The 23,461-nt window shown below is 47.6% G+C and carries 21 protein-coding genes and 2 riboswitches; of the genes, 10 read left to right on the top strand and 11 right to left on the bottom strand.

From position 1 onward, the window contains the following. Positions 1–62 precede the first annotated feature (62 nt). The 7 genes from CDZ87_RS09850 to CDZ87_RS09820 form a co-directional block, all read right to left on the bottom strand. Positions 63–959 carry a TIGR03899 family protein gene (locus CDZ87_RS09850; protein ID WP_100753400.1) on the bottom strand — a complete coding sequence of 299 codons (897 nt, stop codon included), beginning with the start codon at positions 957–959 and terminating at the stop codon, positions 63–65. 298 nt (positions 960–1,257) lie between these two features. After that, positions 1,258–1,722: a DUF3299 domain-containing protein gene (locus CDZ87_RS09845; protein WP_422641421.1), complete on the bottom strand. Its 465-nt coding sequence runs from the start codon at positions 1,720–1,722 to the stop codon at positions 1,258–1,260. A gap of 36 nt (positions 1,723–1,758) precedes the next feature. Further along, positions 1,759–3,018, bottom strand: a complete 1,260-nt coding sequence (locus CDZ87_RS09840; RefSeq protein ID WP_100753398.1) for an ABC transporter permease — start codon at positions 3,016–3,018, stop codon at positions 1,759–1,761. Next, positions 3,015–3,722 carry an ABC transporter ATP-binding protein gene (locus tag CDZ87_RS09835; RefSeq protein WP_100753397.1) on the bottom strand — a complete coding sequence of 236 codons (708 nt, stop codon included), beginning with the start codon at positions 3,720–3,722 and terminating at the stop codon, positions 3,015–3,017. The genes CDZ87_RS09840 and CDZ87_RS09835 overlap by 4 nt, the downstream gene beginning before the upstream one ends. Before the next feature lie 53 nt (positions 3,723–3,775). After that, positions 3,776–4,471, bottom strand: coding sequence for a zinc uptake protein ZrgA (gene zrgA, locus CDZ87_RS09830; protein WP_100753396.1), 696 nt, complete (start codon positions 4,469–4,471; stop codon positions 3,776–3,778). A gap of 65 nt (positions 4,472–4,536) precedes the next feature. Further along, the gene (locus tag CDZ87_RS09825) at positions 4,537–4,776 is read right to left on the bottom strand and encodes a DUF2607 family protein (protein WP_245834682.1); all 240 of its coding nucleotides are present in this window, start codon (positions 4,774–4,776) and stop codon (positions 4,537–4,539) included. A gap of 136 nt (positions 4,777–4,912) precedes the next feature. Beyond that, a complete protein-coding gene (locus tag CDZ87_RS09820) occupies positions 4,913–5,464 on the bottom strand; it encodes a YtfJ family protein (protein ID WP_100753394.1) in 552 nt (183 codons plus the stop codon). Between the two features lie 205 nt (positions 5,465–5,669). On the opposite strand from CDZ87_RS09820, the gene CDZ87_RS09815 reads away from it, so the two are divergent. After that, positions 5,670–5,870, top strand: coding sequence for a DUF1107 domain-containing protein (locus tag CDZ87_RS09815; protein ID WP_100753393.1), 201 nt, complete (start codon positions 5,670–5,672; stop codon positions 5,868–5,870). Between the two features lie 44 nt (positions 5,871–5,914). Here the strand turns inward: CDZ87_RS09815 and msrA are convergent, their stop codons facing one another. Further along, the gene (gene msrA / locus CDZ87_RS09810; RefSeq protein WP_100753392.1) at positions 5,915–6,538 is read right to left on the bottom strand and encodes a peptide-methionine (S)-S-oxide reductase MsrA; all 624 of its coding nucleotides are present in this window, start codon (positions 6,536–6,538) and stop codon (positions 5,915–5,917) included. Between the two features lie 116 nt (positions 6,539–6,654). Between msrA and tamA the strand changes: the two genes are divergently transcribed. The 3 genes from tamA to CDZ87_RS09795 are packed head-to-tail and all read left to right on the top strand — an operon-like array spanning position 6,655 to position 12,507. Beyond that, positions 6,655–8,370, top strand: a complete 1,716-nt coding sequence (gene tamA / locus CDZ87_RS09805) for an autotransporter assembly complex protein TamA (RefSeq protein ID WP_100753391.1) — start codon at positions 6,655–6,657, stop codon at positions 8,368–8,370. After that, positions 8,367–12,137, top strand: a complete 3,771-nt coding sequence (gene tamB / locus CDZ87_RS09800) for an autotransporter assembly complex protein TamB (protein ID WP_100753390.1) — start codon at positions 8,367–8,369, stop codon at positions 12,135–12,137. The genes tamA and tamB overlap by 4 nt, the downstream gene beginning before the upstream one ends. A 22-nt stretch (positions 12,138–12,159) precedes the next feature. Continuing rightward, positions 12,160–12,507, top strand: coding sequence for a gamma-glutamylcyclotransferase family protein (locus CDZ87_RS09795; RefSeq protein ID WP_100753389.1), 348 nt, complete (start codon positions 12,160–12,162; stop codon positions 12,505–12,507). A gap of 241 nt (positions 12,508–12,748) precedes the next feature. Here the strand turns inward: CDZ87_RS09795 and fbp are convergent, their stop codons facing one another. Then, complete coding sequence (gene fbp / locus CDZ87_RS09790) at positions 12,749–13,765, bottom strand: class 1 fructose-bisphosphatase (RefSeq protein WP_038175267.1); 1,017 nt, start codon at positions 13,763–13,765, stop codon at positions 12,749–12,751. 312 nt (positions 13,766–14,077) lie between these two features. Between fbp and mpl the strand changes: the two genes are divergently transcribed. From mpl to thiQ, 5 genes are all read left to right on the top strand, one after another. Beyond that, positions 14,078–15,430 (top strand): UDP-N-acetylmuramate:L-alanyl-gamma-D-glutamyl-meso-diaminopimelate ligase, encoded by a 1,353-nt coding sequence (gene mpl / locus CDZ87_RS09785; protein ID WP_100753388.1) that lies wholly within the window; start codon positions 14,078–14,080, stop codon positions 15,428–15,430. Positions 15,431–15,441: 11 nt separating this feature from the next. After that, entirely contained in the window at positions 15,442–16,071 is a 630-nt protein-coding gene (locus CDZ87_RS09780) for a flavin prenyltransferase UbiX (RefSeq protein ID WP_100753387.1), read from the top strand. 59 nt (positions 16,072–16,130) lie between these two features. Beyond that, positions 16,131–16,252, top strand: a riboswitch (TPP riboswitch). A 48-nt stretch (positions 16,253–16,300) separates the two neighbouring features. Then, on the top strand, positions 16,301–17,308 hold the full coding sequence (thiB, locus tag CDZ87_RS09775; RefSeq protein WP_100753386.1) for a thiamine ABC transporter substrate binding subunit: 1,008 nt from the start codon (positions 16,301–16,303) through the stop codon (positions 17,306–17,308). A 9-nt stretch (positions 17,309–17,317) separates the two neighbouring features. Then, a complete protein-coding gene (gene thiP, locus CDZ87_RS09770) occupies positions 17,318–18,922 on the top strand; it encodes a thiamine/thiamine pyrophosphate ABC transporter permease ThiP (protein ID WP_100753385.1) in 1,605 nt (534 codons plus the stop codon). Continuing rightward, positions 18,906–19,610, top strand: a complete 705-nt coding sequence (gene thiQ, locus CDZ87_RS09765) for a thiamine ABC transporter ATP-binding protein (RefSeq protein ID WP_100753384.1) — start codon at positions 18,906–18,908, stop codon at positions 19,608–19,610. Before thiP ends, thiQ begins: the two co-directional genes overlap by 17 nt. Positions 19,611–19,748: 138 nt before the next feature. On the opposite strand, the gene yjgA is transcribed toward thiQ, so the two are convergent. Then, positions 19,749–20,276, bottom strand: coding sequence for a ribosome biogenesis factor YjgA (gene yjgA, locus CDZ87_RS09760; protein WP_100753383.1), 528 nt, complete (start codon positions 20,274–20,276; stop codon positions 19,749–19,751). Positions 20,277–20,385: 109 nt separating this feature from the next. On the opposite strand from yjgA, the gene pmbA reads away from it, so the two are divergent. Continuing rightward, on the top strand, positions 20,386–21,729 hold the full coding sequence (gene pmbA, locus CDZ87_RS09755; protein WP_100753382.1) for a metalloprotease PmbA: 1,344 nt from the start codon (positions 20,386–20,388) through the stop codon (positions 21,727–21,729). Between the two features lie 72 nt (positions 21,730–21,801). On the opposite strand, the gene lysC is transcribed toward pmbA, so the two are convergent. Further along, a complete protein-coding gene (lysC, locus tag CDZ87_RS09750; RefSeq protein ID WP_100753381.1) occupies positions 21,802–23,157 on the bottom strand; it encodes a lysine-sensitive aspartokinase 3 in 1,356 nt (451 codons plus the stop codon). A gap of 113 nt (positions 23,158–23,270) precedes the next feature. After that, positions 23,271–23,448: riboswitch (Lysine riboswitch) on the bottom strand. Positions 23,449–23,461 lie beyond the last annotated feature (13 nt).

Here is a 23,461-nt window from a genome sequence, read left to right as displayed (position 1 = left end):
TGGCGTTTTGTGTGGTGTCGAGATGATAGGGTTGCTGATAGTACTTACACCGTATGTAGTACTTACACCGTATGATGAATACTGCTTTCCACTTCCGTATTGGCGATAAATTTCTGGCTGAGCATTGCAACCATCTGATCGTAGTACTGCATATTGGGTTTGTTTCCGAGCAGTTTGCACAGCTCGTTGCCCGTAGGCGTAAAGCGATAGTAGAGCAACCTTACGCCTTTGCTGTGCGCCTGTAATGATAGCTGCTTACCCTGATAAAGCAGTGGTAACGGTGAATCCAGTTCAATTTCTCCAGATTCTAATTCTGTGCCATGCATCAATCCTAGCTCAAACAATACCAATAAACTTGAGTAGGGCAGTTGGAAGTTACCGACATTAATATTGCTGGTGGTAGTACGCTTACCAAAGCTAAAGATACCCCCCTGTGCTCGATAGCCGACTAGCAACTTACGGCTGTTGTCACCACCAAAACTGCAGGCCAAAGAGGAAGCGCGCTGAAGAATCTGCGCCTCTTTCGGCGTCATATCTTGTAAAACTTTTAGTGCTTTCATCGAGGTTGATCCTGGGTTGGTCACCTCTCGCTTTAGCACTTGCGCCCACAGGCGTTGCATTGAGTGATTGTGCACTTCTTGCGCCATATCGAAAAAGCGTAACAGCCAATCTTGTTCGGGATCACCAGCCGTTTCGTCTTTGCAGGAAATGTGGGCGAGCTTCAGGATTTGCTCAAGATTTTTCTGCCGTAACTCTTTGCGTCTCCTCTCCCTCATCAGGGCGCGTTTTAAGGCGTTTTTTTCTGGCTTCTCAGTTTGCAGTAGGGCATCGAGACCGTAGGTTTGAGCGATGTTGAGAACTCGACTTGCGCTGTCTTTGATGTAGCCAGACTTTTTTTCTTGGTGCCGAGGGGGTTCGGCTTCGTGCTCTAGAGCACCGGGCTTATTGGTCTCAGACATGCTATTTCCTTAGCCATCAAATTGTTAACTCAAGTATTTACTTTACCTCGGAAGCGCCAAGCCCGCCACACAAAGACTGTGAGCCAGTTTATAAAAATATCGCTACCATAAATGATAACAAATTGTTAAAATTGTTATCGTTGTTTCTGGGGGGCTTATGAAATATTTGAATGATCATAAAATAAAGAAGCACCTGTCAATCGTCCTATTGTTACTCTGTTACCTAGCTATACTCGGTTACCTATCTAGTTATTTGGCATAAAAAAGGGCGTTAACAGGCGGCTCATTTTTTTAACACTTACAGATCATCGTATTCGGCAATCTCTGTGCCTTCAATCACATAGCCAGTCTCTGCCAACTCGTGGCTGACGGTTTCAGTCTTGAGGGTGCCTATCACATAAATAACATCCCACAACTGCTGCACGGGCGCCCCTTTAGGAAAGCGTACATAGATGATTTGGTTTGGCGGCGGTGGTGGCACATGGATACACGCGCCGAAGTAAGGGACCAGCAAAAATTCGGTGACGTTGTTTTCATCCCCCTCTAATGGGATCACAAATCCCGGTATTTTGATTTTACTGCCGTTCAGCTCTGGTCTTATTCCGCCAACTTTGGATTGTTTCATTACATCTGTGGAGTGATCGACTGCCGGCATGCCATAGGAATCAAACTGGTTGCGCTCACTTTCTGGAATTAAGTCAATCCAGTCGAGCGTGAGGGTTTCTTCGGCATGAGTTGTAAAACTGGCTACACCGAGTGTCATGAGGGTGATAAGTAATAGGCTAATGGTTTTCATTGGTTATACTCTGATTGTCATTCCGTCATTAAGTGATTGTCTATATGCGCGAAGGGCGGGAATAAATCCTATGGTGGTTCCTGCCAGTTGTACAGCCGCTAACAGTAAAAACTCATAATAGGATAAGCCGCTGAGTGATAAATTGATGCCGTAGGTCTGTTGAATCAGTGGTGCGGCTAACGCCAACATCGCATATAAGCCGATCGTCCCGACAATGAGACCAACAAAGGTCAATACACTGGCTTCAAGAATGAGTAAGCTAAATACGTGACGAGGCCGAGCGCCCATGGCACGCAGAATCGCCATTTCACGCCGACGCTCTTGCAGGCTCGTCAGTAAACTCGATAGCATACCGAGCAGTCCTGCCACGACCACAAATACCGAGACCGCCATCAAGGCTTGTTCTGCCACCGACATCATTGTCCATAACTCATGCAGAGCAACGCCCGGCAAAATAGCGCTTAACGGCTCTTTGTTGTAGGTATTGATTTGCCTCTGCAGCGCGAAGGTCTGAATCTTTGACTTTAAACCTAGCATCATGGCGGTAATTTGTTGGGGTTGAAAATCGATATTGGCCAGTTGCTCGGCACTTGGGGTATTGCCTAAGTTGGCCCCGCTTTCCCAGCCGACATGAATCGCCTCGATGGCTTGTAATGAGACATGCACCGTCTTGTCAACCGGCGTGCCCGTTGGGGCCAAGATACCCACGACCTTAAAAGGTAAGGTATCGTGACGACTAAAGCTCACATCGCTAATGCCATGAGCAATGACCATATCGCTGCCAATCTGGTAGTTAAGTGTTCGGGCTACCTCTGCGCCAATTACGGCTTCAAAAAGACCGTTGAATTCTCGGCCTTGCGTAAAGGCTAGGTTTTGCTTTTTCCCATAACGGTAGTGGGCAAAATATTGATGATTGGTTCCCATGACCCGAAACCCTTGATGAGAGTCTCCGAGTGAGATAGGAATAGCCCAATCTACTGCGGGGTGTTGGCTGAACTCTAGATAGCTTTTCCAGTCGATATTATTGGTTGCATTACCGATACGAAAGATTGAGTAAAGCAATAAATTGACTTGTCCCGATCGGCCGCCGACGATCAGATCAGTACCAGAAATGGTGTTGGCAAAGCTGCTTTTGGCCTCGGTGCGGATTCGCTCCACACCAAGTAGTAAAATCACTGAAATAGCAACGGTCAATATACTCAGAATCGCCGTCACTTTACGGTTACGAACGCTTTTCCAAGCCAATGTGAGCGTCGGGGTCATAGGTAGCCTCCGGCTTGATTTAACTGTTGGAGGTTAATCGTTTTGTCAAAGAAAGCTTCTAAAGTTGGGTCATGGCTGACAAACAATAGTGTTGAATTGGCCTGATTGACTTGTTCTAACAGCAACTCAATAAACGCGCTGCGATTATCAAAATCAAGTGATGACGTCGGCTCATCAGCAATGATGATGTTGGGGTGACCGATCAAAGCGCGCGCTGCCGCGACTCGCTGTTGCTGACCAATACTTAGCTCGGCTACGGGTTTATCCAGTAGTGAGCTGGGCAGATGCAGCTTATCGAGCAAAGCTTTTGCGTTGACGATTAAGTCCCCTTCAACTTGCTGGCGTCGATGGGATGAAAACTGACAAGGTAGAGTGACGTTTTCAATAACATTAAGGTATGGCAACAAATTAAATTGTTGGAAAATATAACCTATATTATCGGCGCGAAACTTATCGCGCTGGCTACCTGTCATGGATGAAAGTGCTTCTCCCAGTACGGACACCTTGCCTGAGGTGGCAGTATGAATGCCAGTCAGCAGCCCGAGTAAAGTTGATTTACCGCATCCACTCGGTCCTTTGATAAACAGGTGCTCTCCGCGCTTTACCGACAAAGAGGGGATATCCAATGTCGGCTTGTCATTACTAGGCCAAGTAAACTTCACTTGGTTGAGTTCAACCACACAGTGATGAGGTTTGATGTCCATTGTTGATGTCCAATCATGCAAGGTGGCTCAGCCAAACTGAGCCACGGTTGTCATTAGAATAAGATCGCTGTTTGATCTTGATGTAACTCGAGTGCAGCTTGTTTGGTGTCCGTCAACAGGTTGACCTTGATTGATTCGGTGCTCGGGAACTGAGTAAACCACTGGGTCTCGATGTTGTTTAACGCCTTAATGTTGTCACACTGGTAGTGGTACTGGACGGTAAATTCACCGTGGCTTGATTCATGCTCGTGGTCATGCTGGTGATTGTCATGGTGCTCATGTTTGTCATGGTGCTCATGTTTGTCATGGTGTTCATGTTCGTCATGGTGCTCATGTTTGTCATGTTTGTCATGTTTGTCATGGTGTTCATGGTTGTCGTGATGGTCGTGATGGTCGTGATGGTCGTGATGGTCGTGGTCATCCTCACCGAGCGTGTGAGTCACCGATTGGTCAATTAACCTACAGCCAGCACTGCTTGCCAGAACAAGCACTTTGTCGGCTTGATTGAGAATCGTCACGGCTGCATTGAGTTGTTGCTGCTGCTGCTCCGTTTGCGCCGCATGCTCAAAGCCTACCACATCAGCACCTGGCGCCGTGATTTCAAATAATAAATCGGATCCATCTTGAGCGATGTTAAATTCGACTTGCCCGTGAACGTGAGCATTGTGTTGGCGAAAGCCTTCTTCAGCGTGTGCGACAGCGCTGATAGCGAGAGTCATGCCAAGGGCAATGGGAGTAAGGTTTTTCATTGTCAGTCCTGATTAATAGTCGTGTTTAAAGCCACCTAGAGCGGTGAGTTCAGTCATGTTATTGCTTAACTATAATCAATGTTGGGTGGGGATCGGGCATGGTAGGCCCAAATGCTGACGGGGAAGAAATGAAAGACTGGTGACGTTGCTCTGATACTGGTTAACGGTGTGATCGTTAACGTCGCCACGGCGGCACTTGCGCCATGTAATCCACAAGCAAAAAGCTGGCAGTCGTGCTGACTATGGTATGTTGATGAGAGATCGTATTGATGATCGATATAAGCGAAGTTCAGCCATAGCAACATCACGATGGCCAGTAAGGCAACCGTGTGAGAGCGGGTAGGCTTTAGATTTGCTCGATCCACAACAACGACACTGATAAAAAATGGAATTGTTATACTATAACAATTCCATTTAAAAGGCGAAAGTTAAGCCTTTAGCCTAGATATTTTGTTTGATTAAGCTGATAACCTGTTCGATCTCTTGGTCGCTTAATACCCCTTCTTTGACAAACAAGACCTGGCCTTGTTTGTCTTGCACAATGATCGCCGATGACTCTTCAACTAGCTGCCAAGCTTTGGCAGCGCGGCCTTCTTCATCTAACACCATTGAAGACCAAGGAAACTCTTTTTTGCTGTCTTGAGCAGACGATTTAACAAATGACCCCGTACCCCAAATCGCATCATCTTGATTGATGATGGTGGTGGTTTGATAACTCTGTTGTGGGAATTCTTCTGCGGTAATCGCGGTCATTAATGGCGCGTTCATCGCTTTAGCGCTGCTGCGACCCGCAATGGCTTGGATAACACGCACTTTTCCTAGCATGTCTTGAGTCGACCAAGTTTTGAACTCGGCCTGGTCACCATTGAGTACAATTTCGCCATGACTGGCGATTTCAATACTAGCCAATGGCTGGCCGATGGCGATGTTATGTGCAAAAGCAAAGCTTGGAGAGCATGCGATTACCAGAGCAAGTAAAGTTTTCGTTTTCATTATATTTTCCCTTTTATGTAAGCGAAAAAAGTATATACCGAAATTTTTATCGTGGGTAAAAATCGCGGTAATAGCGTGAGCATAGATCATTTTGTTAACAAAATAGTTCACATTGGAACGTCATCAGGTATAATCCTGACACGTTCTAAGGATAAGAACTACGCGGCCTGTATTGGTCGTATCATAAAAGGATATTGGAGTTGCTATGCTGCGTAAATTTCCCAACTATCACCCACAACAGATTGCGCGATTTGTTAAAGCTTTGTTTAAAGGTCAGTTCGCTATTGCAGGTGTCGGTGAGTTTGATTTTGATAATGGCAAGGTGTTGTTGCCCGATGTCCGGGATCAACAAAAACTGATGACGTTTAAAGAGATCAATCAGGCAATAGAGTCGCTTTCTGCATAAACCAGTGGTTGTTAGTCAAAGTCGCCCTGAGGCGACTTTTTCGTTTATGCGGGGAAGCAAACACCAGTTCCACCTAAACCACAGTAGCCATTAGGGTTTTTGGCTAGATATTGTTGGTGATACTGCTCGGCGTAATAAAATGGGCCAGCAGCCGAGATCTCTGTGGTGATATGGTCTGCTTGATCTCCGAGCAAAGCTTGATACGCAAGTTTCGATTGTTGCGCTTGCTGTTGCTGCTCATCATTATAGACATAGATGGCTGAACGGTATTGTGTCCCTAAATCATTGCCTTGACGCATTCCCTGAGTCGGATTATGCCTCTCCCAAAAAGTACGCAGTAGTTGCTCTAGGCTTATTTTCTTTGGGTCGAAGACAACACGCACGACTTCAGTGTGGCCTGTTTGCCCGCTGCACACCTCTTGATAACTTGGGTTAGGAGTATAGCCGCCTGCGTAACCAACACTGGTGCTGATCACGCCCTCCAATTGCCAGAACAGTCGTTCAGCGCCCCAAAAACAGCCCATACCGAGTAAGATTTTTTCGCAACCTTGCGCAGGTTCTGCGGTCAAACTGGATTGGTTAACGAAATGAACATCGTCGATCGCTATTGGCGTCTCACGGCCAGGTAGCGCATTTTGCGCCGAGATTAGGCTTTGTTTGTCGAGCATGATAAACATCCTTAATGAGTTTTTTTATAAAGACCGCCTAATTGACTGTTTTCATACAGACTTCTATTTGTACAGGCGTTATTATTCTTGTAAATGATGTAGACAGATAATTAAGCATGATCCGAAAGCCTTTACCAGTCCTAATCTCACTCCTCACGTTTGCGCCTGTCAGTTGGGCGCAAGGCTTGGATTTGGATATTAAAGGTATTGAAAGCGCCTTATTGGATAATGTTGATGCTTATTTGTCGGCGATTCCACCAGATGACTACGACGTTAGTTTACGTTTTCAAGCGCGCTTAGAGCGTAATTTCACCGAGGCTCTCAACGCGCTAGGGTATTATCACCCCATGTACGAGTTTGTTGTGTCAGACGATCAAACTCGAATGACCGTCAATATTGACCCAGGTCCAGTGGTGTTAGTTGAGTTGGTTGATATTCAGATCAGCGGCGAAGCTAGCCGTGATCCAGAATTTAATGCCTTGATTGAAAACAGTGGGTTGAAACAAGGACAGCCTCTGGTGCATAGCCAGTATGACTCGTTAAAAAGTTCGATTCGTAATCTGGCGTTGCGTCATGGTTATTTTGAAGGCAGCTATCAGCTTAGTCGTTTGGAAATCGCCCCTGAACTTAATCAAGCCTTTGTTCGTCTTCACTTTGATAGCGGCATTCGTTACCACTTTGGTGAGAATGTCATCACGGGGAGCCAGATAAAAGAGGACAGAGTAGCATCGCTGGCGCCTTATCAATCCGGAGACCCTTATTTGGTGTCTCAGGTGGGTGAATACAATCAGAACCTGTCGAATACCGATTGGTTCTCATCGGTGTTTGTCGAGCCAGACTTGAGCCAGCTTGGCCAAGGAAGAGAATTGCCAATGAAAGTTTCTTTGGCTCCGCAAGCACGTAATCAAGTAGAAACGGGTCTCGGGTATTCGACGGATGTGGGTGTTCGTGGCACGCTGAAGTGGAAAAAACCATGGGTCAATAGTCGTGGACACAGTTTCAGTAGCACTTTCTCTCTCTCTGCGCCCGAGCAAACAGTGACCGCTGGTTATCGCATCCCGCTCGATGATGTCTTAAAACAGTATTACCGTATTCAGTATGGCATGAAGAATCTCGATAGCCGCGATACCAAAAGCTTGGAGTCCAATCTTGCGTTAGAGCGCTATTGGGTTATGGACAGTGGCTGGCAGCGAACCCTGTTCGCACGCTATTTGATTGAGAATTACCAGCAAGGTATACAAGATGATAGCGGTCAATTTGTGCTGCCCGGCATCTCTATGTCGCGTACGCGTATTCGTGGTGGTGCGATGCCAATGTGGGGGGATCGCCAAAGTATCACGCTTGAATATGGCGATCCTAGCCTGTTATCGGAAACGCGCGTGACTCGCTTGATAGGGGGCATGACTTGGATTCGTAGTATTGGCGACAATCATCGCGGCATTTTCCGTCTTGATGGCGGCGCAAACTTTGTTGAACAGTTTGACAAGTTATCGCCTTCTTTGCGCTTTTTCGTTGGTGGTGATAATAATTTACGCGGCTATGGTTACGAGTCAATTTCGCCGAGGGATGCTAGCGGTGCATTAACTGGGGCGAAGTATATGGCGACCAGTTCATTAGAATATCAGTATCGTGTTTACGGAAATTGGTGGGGCGCACTATTTTATGATGTTGGCGATGCATTTAATGACCAACCCGAATTAAAACGCGGTACTGGGGTCGGGGTGCGCTGGGCATCACCTGTTGGTCCTATTCGTTTAGATTTTGCATGGGGATTGGATGCGGCGCCAGGCGATGAATTTCAAATCCACTTCACCTTAGGGCCAGAGTTATGATTAAAGTGCTGATCAAGTGCTCGAAGTGGCTCTCACTCTCTGTTGTCAGCTTGCTGTTTTTGCTGTTGTTGACATTAGCGATGCTACTGTTGACCAACCCCGGCTTGAACTTGATTGTTTGGGGAGTCGAAAAAGCCCTGCCACAGCTAAGGATTGAGGCGACTGACGGCGCGGTGTTGCCGCGATTTACGCTCAATAAGGTACGCTTTGATGATCCTCAGTTGAATATTTCGATGCAAGCACAAACGCTGACATTGGCGATCAATCCCGCCTGCCTGACCGAACCGGGAGTGTGTGTGGATGAACTGGCGATTGACGGTTTGAATTTTTCGATGCCTGAATTGCCGCCCAGCGCTGATCAAGCTCCACAGACCAGTGACCCCTCTTCATCATCTAGCATGATTACTTCACCTATCCCGATCAGTGTTGCTCGCTTGGCGTTGAGCAATATCGAACTCGATATGCTTGGCCACCAGATTGGTTGGCGCTCGTTTACCACTGGTGCTTCGTTTCAAGGTAACCGCCTGCGAATCAATAAAATGGAACTGATATCGCCTCGTGTCGCCTTAGCTGACAAGGACAGCGTCGAAGCGCAGAGTACTGTTTCGAGCGCGACAAATGAGCCATCAGAGACTATCGAGCTTCCTGAGGTGGTTCTACCGCTGCAAATTGAATTGCTCGGTTTAGATATTCGTGATTTCAAGCTTGAACAAGCGACACCCGTGATTGTCAATCATTTAGCCTTGGTGGCCAATGCCAAGCAATCTCAGGTCAATGTCAAAAACTTAACTCTAGATATGCCGCAAATGAATGCCCAGCTTGCCACCAATATTAAGCTTGCTGGTGACTACCCATTGACACTTAGCCTCAATGCCACGGTTAAAGAGCCGGTAGCCAAAGGACAAACGGTGGTTGTTAAAGCCAGTGGCAGTGTCGCTGATTTGGATGTGAAGGCAGTGTTTGATGGGTTAGCGACAGGCGATATTCATGCCCAGTTGCAACCGCTGCGTCGTGATCTCCCTTTTGATGTCCAACTATCGGACGTTGACGTGCAATGGCCTCTCACTGGCCAAGGGGAGTATTTTGTTGCGCTAGACTCGCTGCAAAGCCGTGGATCTCTTGATGGCTATACCTTAGCACTGAATAGTGAGATCAAAGGTCAAGCCTTACCTGATCTCTCTTTGTCACTCGAAGGCAAAGGGGATTTGTCGCACATTGAGCTAAGTCGGGTTGAGATGGCGACCTTGGGGGGCAGCCTGACGGGGGATGTGATGGCCAACTGGCAAGCGCCAATCAATTGGGCGGCGAATCTAAACATCAGTCATATTCAGCCGGGTTTGCAATGGCCAGATGCGGAAGGCGATCTCAGTGGCTCGCTCTCTACTACTGGTAGTTTGACCAAGCAGGGCGGTTGGAATGTCGAGCTACCTAAGTTGGATATTGATGGTTTACTGCGTGGCTATCCGCTCAATATTGAAGGGGCATTGAGTGCTGCTGACCATGCGGGCAACGGCGAGTTGATGGTCAAGACTCCACGTTTGGTCTTGTCTCATGGGCCGAATAAAATTGAAGCGCAAGGCGAGCTCGGTCAAGTATGGCAGATGGACTTGGCGATCCATTTTCCTGAGATGATAAAAACGCTGCCTGATCTGCAAGGTAGAGCACGTGGTGACGTCAAACTACGTGGTGCACTGCAAACACCAGAGATTAGCCTTAATTTAGAGCTAGACGCGATTGACTGGCAGCAGCAAGCTCAGGTCGAGAAGGTGACACTGAAGGGGCGAGTGACACCACTCCCGACTCCTGAAGGACGTTTAGCGCTCAAAGTCACGCAAGCACATTATCAAGATTATATGCTTGATGAGCTCAGGTTAAATCTGAATGGCTCCCAGCAAGCGCATGATTTAATTCTTGATGTTAGCTCAAATATTGTTTCGACCCAGTTAACCCTTTCTGGCGCTCTTGACGATAAGCCCGAACTGGCTTGGCGTGGGGATTTAAAACGGATGCAGTTGTCCTCGAAGCAGGGGGAGTGGCGTCTGGCTCAATCGACAGCCTTAGCTTTGGATATGGCGACTGAACAAGTCTCGGTGGCGGCTCATTGTTGGCAGCAAGCGGATTCAACCCTGTGTCTAGATAAAGACATCAATGTCGGTCAAAGTGGCGAGGCAACGATCTCTCTTGAGCACTTTAATTTTGATCAAATCGCGATGCTGATACCGCAGCAAACTGTGGTTGCAGGGCAAGTAAATGCGCAAGTAACCGCTAAGTGGGCACCAGACTTGCCGCCGTATATCAAGGCGGCGCTGCAACTACCGAAAGGTCAAGTGACCCAACAGTTAGAGCAAGCGGTGAGTATCGGCTGGGAGTCGGTGGCGCTCAATGCCCAGCTCGACAACAACCAGTTACAGGCCGATTGGTTGCTTGATGTCACGGACAATGGTGATGTTTCCGGTCATGTCGCGATTGCCGATGTTTTAAGTCAAGACAAGCAACTCGATGGTCGTTTGCAATTGACAACCTTCAATCTCGATTTCATCGCCCCGATCATTGGTGAGTTTAGTCAGCTCAAATCCAATATATCAACAGACTTGGCGATTACTGGACCTGCTCTTCAACCTCAGGTTAAAGGGCGGTTTGTGGTCGATGACATTAAGCTTAAAGGGGAGATCTCTCCGGTTGAAATTGAGTCTGGTCGTGTGTTGCTTAACTTTGATGGTTATCAAGCCTCTTTGGCGGCGGCGCTGAATACACCCGACGGTCAGTTAGAGTTGTCCGGTGATGCTGACTGGCAAGATATGCAAGATTGGAGCACCAATGTGCGTGTTTACGCCCAAGAGTTGTTGGTCGACCTTCCGCCTATGGTTAAGATCAAAGTTCAGCCTGACATGATCATCTCTGCCACGCCAAATTATGCGCGAATTGATGGGGATATTGTGCTGCCTTGGGGGCGCATCTTAGTTGAAGAATTACCATCCAGTGCGGTGGGAGTATCGAAAGATCAGGTGATTTTGAATCAACAATTGGAACCAATCGATGAGCAGAGCTCGGCTCCTTTTGCGGTTGAAACCGATATCAATATTAAGATTGGTGATGACTTTAAATTGTCCGCTTTTGGACTGGAAGGCGGTTTAGTCGGTCAGCTTAATGTGGCTCAAAAAGACAAAGGACCATTTATCACTGGTGAAATCAATATTACCGACGGTTCCTATCGCTCATTTGGCCAAGATTTACGGATAAATGAGGGCAAAATTCTGATGAATGGTCCGGTCGATCAACCTTATGTTCAGATCACCGCGATACGTAATCCGGAAAATACGCGCGACGAGGTTACCGCAGGGGTCAAAGTGACCGGGCCTGCTAGTGAACCGACGGTGATGATTTTCTCTGAACCGGCAATGCCCCAAGCTAACGCTTTGTCTTATTTACTGCGTGGGCAAGACATTGATGGTGAAACGGGCGGTAATGCGATGACCACGACCTTGATTGGTCTTAGCTTAGCGCAAAGTGGTCGCGTGGTGGGTGAAATTGGTGAAGCTTTTGGTGTTCAGGATCTTCAACTTGATACTGCGGGTTCAGGTGACGATTCACAAGTAACGGTAAGCGGCTATATTTTTCCAGGACTGCAAGTGAAATATGGCGTGGGAATCTTTGATTCAGTCGGTGAGTTTACGGTGCGCTATCGTTTGATGCAGGATCTTTATTTAGAAGCGATGTCGGGCGTCGACAGCGCGGTAGATGTGCTATACCAGTTTGAGTTTGATTAGGAACATAAAAGGCAGGGTAGGGATGCAACATTTAGTGTTTGTTTATGGCACGTTACGCCATGGGGAAGTTAACCATCATCTAATGGCCCAAGCACAATGGCTTGGCACACACACCACGCCACCTATTTACAGTTTATATGATCTTGGTTCGTATCCAGCCGTAACCGAAGGACATAGCCCTATTGTTGGTGAAGTTTATCTACTTGATGAGGCGACACTTGAGCAGCTTGATTTGCTTGAAGATGTCCCCGTGACCTATCAACGAGAGCAAATTGACACACCATTTGGACTAGCTTGGATCTATTTTTACCAAGATGCCAGCCATCTTGATGTGTTGATCGCTTCTGGAGATTGGTGTCAAAAGGTATAGGTAGTTGTTCAACGGTATCTGCGACAGGTTCGATCCTTTCTTTCAATAAGATTATATCTCAGTGCTTAGATCGACTGCGGTTTCAAGGCTTTAACTGGCAAACAAGTTTTGACCAGCGAACACACGTTTAACTAGCCAATAAACTTTAACCAGCTAACAAACTTAAGCGGATAAAAGAGTCAGCACACAAAAAAAGAGTCGACCTTGGTCGACTCTTTTACTTTTGGAATTGCTTGGCAGATTATGATGGTTCGCGATTTTGCTCTAAAAATAGCTCTACTTTTTTTACCATATCTTTTGAGCCAACAAAGAAAGGCACACGTTGGTGCAGCTCCGTCGGTTTGATGTCCATGATGCGGTTAACGCCATCAGACGCCACGCCGCCAGCTTGTTCAATAATGTAAGCCATTGGGTTGCACTCATACAGCAAGCGCAGCTTACCGTTCGGGTGGCTTTGCGTACTTGGGTAAAGGTAAATACCGCCTTTAAGCAGGTTACGATGGAAGTCAGCAACCAGTGAACCAATATAACGAGAGGTGTAAGGGCGATTGTCGCTTGGCGCACTTTCCTGGCAGTATTTAATGTATTTTTTTACGCCCAGTGGGAAGCGAATATAGTTACCTTCATTGATTGAGTAGATGCTGCCCTGTTGTGGGATCATCATGTTCTCGTGTGAAAGGCAAAAGGTACCTAGCGATGGATCGTAAGTGAAGCCGTTGACGCCATTACCTGTGGTGTAAACCAACATGGTGGAGGAGCCATAGATCACATAACCTGCCGCGACTTGTTTGTGGCCTGGTTGGAGGAAATCCTCTTGTGTTGGTGGAGTACCAATCGGTGACACTCGGCGGTAGATAGAAAAAATCGTACCAACAGAAACGTTCACATCAATGTTAGACGAGCCATCAAGTGGATCCATCAACACCACGTATTTGGCATTTTTGTTCAGTTCTTTGTTAAACGCTACTGCCTCATCTTCTTCTTCACTGGCCACACCACACACTTGATCGCGTGCTTCTAAAGCGGCTTTGAATTTATCGTTAGCGTAGACATCAAGTTTCTGTTGATCTTCGCCTTGTACGTTCGCCGTACCGACAGCGCCAGTAATGTCACCAAGACCAGCCGCGTTGATTTCACGGTTAACAATCTTAGCAGCAAGACGGATTGAAGAGAGTAGGGATGATAGATCACCGCTAGCGTGGGGGAAGTCCGCTTGTTTTTCAACAATGAACTCGCCAAGGGTGCGCATTCCAGACATGGATTTTTCCTTTAAAAAGTCGCTCAATGATAGGGGAGGATGGGGTGGACAGATCTCTGCGGATCGTGAATGACTACCCAAGCCTAAGTGTAAAAGTAAGATCTTTTTATTGGTAATGAACTAACTGTTTGAGATCTCAATTTATTTGTCGACTAAAGAACAACTTACATTTTGTTTGCCTAGTAGTGACTTATGGCTGAAGAGTAACCAAGTGATTTGACTATCATGATAATCGATAGTCAAAGTAGTTCGCTTTTTAGTGCTTTGCCGCCATAATGAGCGGATTATTTTTCGCCTAAAGCAGGGTCGGTTATGCATATTCATATCTTGGGAATTTGCGGCACATTTATGGGTGGCGCAGCGGTGTTGGCTCGTCAACTGGGGCATAAAGTGACGGGTAGTGATGCCAACGTTTATCCGCCGATGAGCACACTACTAGAGTCACAAGGTATTGAAATAATAGAAGGCTTTGATCCTTCACAGCTTGATCCTGCGCCCGACCTAGTGGTGATCGGTAATGCCATGAGCCGCGGTAATCCGTGCGTAGAGCATGTGCTTAATACCAATTTGCGCTATACCTCAGGCCCACAGTGGCTGCAGGAGTTTTTACTCCATGATCGTTGGGTGCTTGCCGTATCAGGGACACATGGTAAAACCACCACATCAAGTATGCTGGCGTGGATCCTCGAGGCGTGTGGTTATCAACCTGGATTTCTTGTTGGTGGCGTGTTGGGTAACTTCGGAGTCTCGGCACGTTTGGGCGAGAGTATGTTTTTTGTGGTCGAAGCCGATGAATATGACAGCGCTTTTTTCGATAAGCGTTCTAAGTTTGTTCATTATCACCCTCGTACCTTGGTGATGAATAATCTCGAGTTCGATCATGCCGATATTTTTGATGATCTTGAAGCCATTAAGCGTCAGTTCCATCATTTAGTTCGCACTGTACCAAGTAATGGTCGTATTCTCGCTCCCAAGCAAGATCAGGCGCTTAGCGATGTTTTAGCTCGTGGTTGCTGGAGCGAAACCGAATTCAGTGGTTTAGGCGGTGATTGGCAGGCTGAAAAGCTTGAGCGCGATGGCTCTAAATTTGCTGTTTTGTTCCAGGGTAAAAAAGTGGGTCAAGTCGATTGGGATTTAGTCGGCGATCACAATGTCGATAATGCTTTGATGGCGATTGCAGCGGCGCGCCATGTTGGCGTTACCCCCGACCTCGCTTGTCAATCGCTGACAACCTTTATTAATACCAAGCGCCGACTAGAGTTAAAAGGGCAGGTTAACGGTGTGACCGTTTATGATGATTTTGCTCATCACCCCACTGCGATTGAACTGACTTTAGGTGGTTTACGTAACAAGGTCGGCAAGGATAAAATTATCGCGGTACTTGAGCCGCGCAGTGCAACCATGAAACGTGGTGTGCACAAAGATACGTTAGCCGCGTCATTGGCCAAAGCTGATCGCGTGTTTCTCTATCAACCGAATAATATCGATTGGTCTGTTGCCGATGTTGCTGAGCAGTGTTATCAACCCGCCCAAGTTGCCCATGACATTGAGCAACTGGTGGCTGACATTGTTGCCAGTGCGCAACCGGGTGATAAAGTGTTGGTGATGAGTAACGGCGGCTTCGAAGGTATTCACAGCAAATTATTGGCGAAACTCGCCGACTGAACCGAGTAACTATGAGTAACAACAAACCTAAAGCCATCACCTTAGCTTTTACTGGCGCATCCGGCGCTCCTTACGGTCTGCGTTTGCTAGAGTGTTTGCTCGCCGCCGATTATCAAGTTTATCTGCTGATTTCTTCAGCCGCACGCGTGGTGTTGGCGACTGAGCAAGAACTAAAGTTGCCAGCTAACCCACAAGCTGCGCAGCAAGCGCTAGTCAAACAGCTTAATTGTGCGCCAGACAAACTGGTGGTGTGTGGTAAAGATGATTGGTTCTCTCCGGTTGCCTCTGGCTCGGCGGCACCAAAGCAGATGGTGGTTTGCCCTTGTTCGGCAGGCAGTGTCGCTGCGATTGCTCACGGTATGTCGGATAACCTTATTGAGCGTGCCGCCGATGTGGTGATCAAAGAGCGTGGCCAGCTGCTGTTGGTCGTACGTGAGACACCATTTTCAACCCTCCACCTCGAGAATATGCATAAGCTGTCGCAGCTTGGCGTCACTATTATGCCAGCTGCGCCAGGTTTTTATCATCAGCCAACGTCGATTGACGATTTAGTTGACTTTATGGTGGCGCGCATTCTCGATCACTTGGGTGTTGAGCAAGGGCTCGTTCCACGTTGGGGCTATGATCCCCGTCATATTTAAAGCTGCACCTCCAATTATTAGGGGATGGCTATTGAGTCTGATAACTATTACAATCTGAGCGTAACTCATCGGGGAGCTACTGAGTCAACCTTTATTGGCTGGTGGCTGAGATCAGGCTCTGCTTGGGACCCGTGTACCTGAACCAGATAATGCTGGCGTAGGAATTGAGTCTGGACACCAAGTTACTGTCCCTCAAGCCTGTGCCGCTCACACAAGGAGAGCGCGAGCAGTGAACCACACTCTAACCCCTATTTCTATCAGCAGCCTTGCCGTTGCATTGATCACCTCTTTTTCCGCCCAAGCGGCGAATGACACCTTAACGGTGTACACCTATGACTCGTTTGCCGCAGAGTGGGGCCCAGGTCCGACGATTGAAAAAGCGTTTGAAGCGCAATGTGGTTGTGACGTTAACTTTGTCGCGCTCGATGATGGCGTCTCGATTCTTAACCGTTTACGTTTGGAAGGCAGTAACAGTAAAGCCGATATCGTGTTGGGCCTAGATAACAACCTGATGGCAGAAGCGAAACAAACCGGGCTACTAACAACACATACCGTCGATACTAGTAAGGTGACGTTGCCTAATGGGTGGGATGACCAAACGTTCGTACCTTACGACTTTGGCTACTTTGCTTTTGTGTACAACAAAGAGAAACTGGCTAACCCACCAACCAGCCTTAAACAGTTGATTGAGTCTCGTGACGATTTGAAAGTGATCTACCAAGATCCGCGCACCTCAACACCTGGACAAGGGCTTATGTTGTGGATTAAATCGGTTTACGGTGAGGCTGCGCCGCAAGCTTGGCAAGAGTTAGCCAACAAGACAGTGACGGTCACCAAAGGTTGGTCAGAAGCCTACTCAATGTTCCTTGCTGGTGAGTCGGATTTGGTTTTGTCTTACACCACATCGCCCGCTTATCATTTGATTGCAGAGAATGATGCAAAGTTTGCAGCGGCTAACTTTGCCGAAGGTCACTACACCCAGGTAGAGGTCGCGGCCAAGGTGAAAAGTACTCAAAATGACAAACTGGCCGATCAGTTTATGGCGTTTATTCTTAGTGATGCCTTCCAATCGGCAATGCCAACGGGCAACTGGATGTATCCTGTCACCGACGTTAAATTGCCACAAGGATTTGACACTCTGACTGTGCCGAGCAAATCGCTTGCTTTCTCGGCGGATGAGGTGGCGCAAAACCGCAAAGCTTGGATTCGCGAATGGCAAAACGCACTGACTTTCTAAAGGCGTCTTTTGTATACCATTCCTAAAGTCGGTTTATGGGTCGCGATGATCATCGCGGCCTTTGTTGTATCCGCATTCGCTGCTCTATTAATACAAGCGCCAACGCTTGATGTGATGAGTGTCTGGAACGATCCCTATTACCGCCATGTCACCAAGTTTAGTTTCTATCAATCTTTTGTTTCGACACTACTTAGCGTAGGGCTCGCGATTCCCGTTGCTCACGCACTGTCGAGGCGAGCGTTTTTCGGCAAGTCACTGCTGCTTAAACTGTTTGCGACTACGTTAGTGCTGCCCGTGTTGGTCGGTGTTTTTGGTCTGCTAGCTATTTATGGCAACAGTGGCTTGCTCGCTTCATGGCTGAATAGCCTCGATATAGCGCCGCCCTTTTCTATCTACGGCCTCAACGGTATTTTGCTCGCGCATGTTTTTTTTAACTTGCCGTATGCGACGCGACTGTTACTGCAAGCCTTAGATACGATTCCCCTTGAACAACATAAGTTGTGCGCGCACCTTGGTATGAGCGCGTGGCAAAAATTCCGTTGGGTCGAGTGGCCGAGACTGCGTCAGCAGCTTCCGCATGTTTGTGGCTTGGTGTTTATGTTGTGTTTCACCAGTTTTGCCACCGTAATGGCATTAGGCGGCGGCCCCAAATCGACCACAATAGAGCTGGCCATTTATCAAGCGATTAAGTTTGATTTTGATCTCCAAACTGGGGCGTTATTGGCGCTGTGGCAAATGCTGCTGTGCGCGATCATGGCGTTAACGATTCAGCGCTTAGCCAAACCGATGGCGACAGCGGTGGGCTCGCAAGCAAAGAACCTCCGGTTAGTGAGAGACAGTGGCTACATAAAATGCTGGGATTGGAGCTGGATTGGTTTGGCGATGTTATTGGTGTTACCCCCGCTATTGATGGTGGTACTCAGTGGTTTCAATAGCAAAGCGCTGACCGTGTTTGCAGACAGTCGTTTTTGGTCGGCATTACTGGCTTCATTGAAAGTGGCGACGTTGGCTAGCGTGATTGCGGTCGTCAGTGGTTATGCGATTTTGTTAACCAGTCGCCGTTTAAGGCTCAATCGACGGCATAAAAGTGCTGATCATATTGAGTTAATGGCAACGATCATATTGGTTACGCCAGGGTTGGTGGTCTCTACTGGGCTGTTTTTGCTGCTGCGTACGATAACCGATGTGTTCAGTCTAGCGTTTGTTGTGGTCGTTGCGGTCAATGCGTTAATGAGCTTGCCATATGTGATAAAAACCCTTGCTCAACCTATGTTACATATAGAACAGCATTATCAGTACTTATGTGCGAGTTTAGGCCTTAAAGGTTGGCAGCGTTTTAAAGTGGTTGAGTGGCGAGCATTGAAAAAGCCGTTTGCCCATGCCTTTGCCATTAGCTTTATGTTGGCGATTGGCGATCTGAGTGCGATTGCACTGTTTGGCAGCCAAGAGTTTCGAACTCTGCCACTGTATCTGTTTCAACTGCTTGGCAGTTATCAGATGGAAGCTGCCGCAGTGGTATCGCTAACCCTGTTACTGCTCAGCGTCGGTTGCTTTTCGCTACTCGAAGTGTTGTTTAACGCCAACGATAAGGTCAAGTATGTTAAGTCTCAATAAGGTCGATTATTATTATCATGATGAGCTATTCCATTTTGATGTCACTCTCGGCCAAGGTTCGATTGTTGCTCTGATGGGGCCGAGTGGTGCCGGTAAATCCACCTTACTGGCGCTAGTGGCAGGCTTTATTGAGCCGAGCAAAGGGCAAATTATGGTCGATGGGGTCAATCTTGTTGGCCGTGCGCCACACCAAAGGCCATGTGCAATGTTGTTTCAAGAGCATAATCTGTTTGCCCACTTAACGGTGCAGCAGAACATTGCTTTAGGCTTGCACCCTGGGCTTAAGCTGACGCCTCAGCAGCAGCAGCAAGTGGTTCAAGCGGCGCAACAAGTCGGAGTCGATGCTTACCTTGATCGTCTTCCTGAACAGCTCTCAGGCGGTCAGCGTCAACGAGTCGCATTGGCGCGCTGTTTTGTTCAGCCGCATCCTATTTGGCTACTGGACGAGCCCTTTTCTGCCCTTGATCCTATTTTACGCGAAGAGATGCTCGCCTTAGTGAGCAAGCTAGCTGATGAACGACACATTACAGTGTTGATGGTGACACACCACATTAGTGATGCTAGATCGATCGCGAGTGACTTTATTTTTGTGGCCGATGGAAAAGTGGCCGCGAATGGCCCTGTCACCGAGCTTACAACGCAGCATTGTCACCCAGCATTGAGCGAATTTGTCCGTGCCAGTGATTAAAAAAGTCAGGCGTCTCAATATCGCTGTCGTGATGAAATGGTGAGGTGGGTAACGAAAAGGGTTGACGCATGCACGTCAACCCTTAAATCTAATCGCTAATCGCTAATCGCTAATCGCTAATCGCTAATCGCTAATCACTTAACTCTCTTCTTCATTGAGCGCTTTAAGCACTTGGAAGATTTCACGATACGCTTTAGCTGGCTTACCGGCTTGTTTCTCTTTGTTGGCTTGGCGAGCCAATTGGCGTAATCGCTGACGATCTGCACTTGGATAAAGCTCGGTTGCCTCTGAGATCGCTTCATCGCCTTTTTCAACAATACGGTCACGCAGCAGCTCAAGTTTGTGTAACTCTGCTGTTGCCTGTGAGTGTTTGTTGCGGACTTTATCTAGCGCTGCTTGCAGTGGTTCGATATCTTCAAAACGCATTAACTTGCCAATGTATTGCAACTGACGACGACGTGCTTCGTTCTTGAAGCGTTGGGCGTCTTTTATTGCATCGGCTAGGTCTTCACTCAAAGGAAATTTTTCTAGCGCCGACGGTCTAAGTTCAACCAGCTCTTCACCAAGCTTTTGTAGCTCTTCCATGTCGCGTTTCATTTCGGTTTTGCTGACCCAAATGATCTCTTCTTCTTCTTCCCATGGCGCTTTTTGGTTTTTACGTGCCATCTTTCTACCCTAATATGACCATCTATTTCTCTATTTTAACAAGAATCGTGGGGAGAAAGCGAAATTCTTGTTATCCTAATGGCAATTGATCTTAAGAAATGAAGTAGATATGGACGTAAAAGAGCAAGTTGCTCAACAGCGCGTTGAGCTAGAAGCTGCCGTAGCAAAGGCATTGGAGATGGCAGCAGCGAATTCTGATGCGGCTGAAGTGGCGATCAGTAAAACCACAGGCTTGAGTGTTTCTACCCGTATGTGTGAGGTAGAAAACGTCGAATTTAATAGCGATGGTGCTCTTGGCATCACGGTTTATCGTAACCAACGCAAAGGCAGCGCGTCGACTTCTGACTTAAGTGAAAAAGCCATTGAACAGACGGTGCGAGCGGCGCTTGATATCGCTCAGTTCACCTCTGAAGATCCTTTTGCTGGTCCTGCTGCGAAAGAGTTGATGGTCAAAGATATTCCTGAACTTGACTTGTTTCACCCAGACACGCCGGATCCAGACAGTGCTGCTGAGGTGGCGATTGCTGCTGAACAACAAGCCTTGTCATTTAGCGATAAAATCAAACAAAGCGATGGCGCAAGTTACGATAGCCACTACGGTTTGAGAGTATATGGTAACAGTCACGGTTTGCTCGCCAGTTATGCGTCTAGCCGCCATAGCACCAGTTGCAGTGTCATTGGCCAGGGGCGCAATGGGGAAATGGAACGCGACTACAGTTACACGGTTGCACGTCATAAAGATGATCTTTGGACTCCTCAAATGGTCGGCCAGAAAGCCGCTGAAAAAACCGTCAGTCGTTTGGATGCGCAAAAGCTCAAAACCGGTCACTATCGAGTGATGTTTGCAGCGGATGTGGCAACGGGATTGTTGGGGCATTTAGTGATGGCGATCAGCGGCGGCAACTTGTACCGTAAATCGTCGTTTTTACTTGATCAATTGGGGCAACAAGTACTGCCTGAATGGTTTAACGTTGCGGAAAAGCCACACATACTGCGCGGTTTGGCATCAAGCCCATTCGATAGTGAAGGGGTGTTCACTCAAGATAGAGAGATCATTACAGATGGTGTGCTCGCCACGTATCTACTAACGAGCTACGCCGCGCGTAAAATGGACATGACACCAACCGGTCACGCGGGCGGGATTCACAACTGGTTTGTTAACTCGACTGGGCAGAATTTCGAACAGATGCTCAACGAATTAGGTACCGGTTTATTGGTTACTGAAGTGATGGGGCAAGGTGTTAACATTGTTACCGGTGATTACTCTCGTGGCGCCGCTGGCTTCTGGGTTGAAAATGGTCAAATTCAGTATCCAGTGTCTGAAATTACCATTGCGAGTAATTTAAAACAGATGTTCAATCAAATTGTCGCTGTGGGCAACGATGTTGAAACGCGGTCTCAAATTCAGACTGGTTCTATTTTGCTTGAGCGGATGAAAGTGGCCGGTGAATAGCAACGGTCATCGATAAAAAAGGTTGGCGCGGGCCAACCTTTTTTGTTTGTCTTGATTGTTACTCGGTGATGGTTACGCGGCTTCAAATAGCTCGGCATGCAGCTTTTGGATCGCTGACTTGGAAACAGACTCATTGACCAAAAAACACAGATTGTGCGGGCTCGCACCGTAACAGATCATACGTAGATTGAAGTCTTCCAGTGTACCAAAGACTTGTTTTGCATAGCCTTTGCTTTCACTCATGTTATTCCCAATCAGTGCCACTAAACATAAGTTATGTTCAACCTCAACACTGCACAGCTCTTCGAGCTCGAGTTTGGCCGCTGGTGGTAATTGCGGAGCGCCGCCAGAGGTGCCCGTTTGATCTAAAGTCAGTGAGACACTGATCTCTGAGGTAGTAATCAAATCGACCGAGACTTTATGTTTAGCTAAAATTTCAAACACTTTGGCAAGAAAACCATACGCATGGAACATGTTTGCACTGCGCAGCGTGACCATGGTTTGATTGCAACGTAATGCCAAGGCTCGAAACAGAGGTGAACTTTCGACTTGGTGACGAATCCACGTTCCGCCTTTTTCTGGCTCTTTCGATGAACCAACAAAGACCGGAATGTCATGGCGTAGTGCCGGGACCAAGGTCGATGGATGCAGGATTTTAGCGCCGAAGTTGGCCATTTCAGAGGCTTCACTAAAGCTGATTTCTGGAATCGGTGAGGCTTTAGCGGCAATCCGTGGATCGGTGGTGTAAATCCCCGGAACATCAGTCCAAATCTCTAGGCCTGCCGCCGCAACCGCTTCGGCAATCAAAGCTGCGCTATAATCACTGCCTCCGCGACCAAGGGTTGTAGTGTTGCCTTGCTCATCTGAGCCGATAAATCCCTGAGTGACGACAACGTGTTCTTGGCAAACAGGAACCAAAGCGGTTTTGGCTAGCTCAGCGATACGCTCGAGTTTGGGCTCTGCTTTACCAAAATTATCATCGGTGCGCATGATATCGCGGATATCGAAACGTACCGCGTTAATGCCACGTTCCTTCATTAACTGCGTCAGTAAGTGAGTCGACATTAACTCACCACATGCGACGAGATGATCAGTCAGTTTGTTGCTTGACTGAATTGACGCCGCTTCAGCCAGGCTGGTCACGGTATCAAGAATGGCATATACCTCACTTGCTGCTTGAGTTGGCTCATTAAGCTGATTGAGTACTGCATCGTGAATGTGGGCGAGTTGGGCCAATAATTCACTACGACGAGAGTGATCTTGCACCCCATTGGCGAGCTCAACTAATAGATTCGTCACGCCGGAGCACGCACTACTGACGACCAGTTTGGTGTTCGGGTTATTTTCGATAATGGCAGCACAGCGGCTCATTGCTTCAAAGTTTGCAACGCTTGTTCCACCAAATTTAGCGACATTAAAACTGCTCACAGCGTATCTCCCACGACTTCCTGAAATAAAAAATTTGGTCATTAGACCAACATCCAATGTTTTTACTTTGATGAAGAGAGTTGAGCGAAAGAGAGGTCTATTTTTGAATGATGTACCTCAGAAGCTCATCATCAGACGGGGCTGATGACAGTCGTAGGGATTCAACCCTAACAACCGATAGATCCAAGCCGGCACCTCGGAACTACCTCGGCACTGCTCCCCCTCGATGAATTGTGTTGGAGTTGCGGCTCCACAACACACCTACCTGGGCAGTGCTCCTCTTCTGCAAAATAATTTGCCAGTG

It is taken from the genome of Vibrio salilacus (assembly GCF_002811245.1).
Lineage (GTDB): Bacteria > Pseudomonadota > Gammaproteobacteria > Enterobacterales > Vibrionaceae > Vibrio > Vibrio salilacus.
The sequence above is the reverse complement of the archived record's forward strand: the minus strand, read 5'-3'. Positions and strand labels throughout refer to the sequence as shown.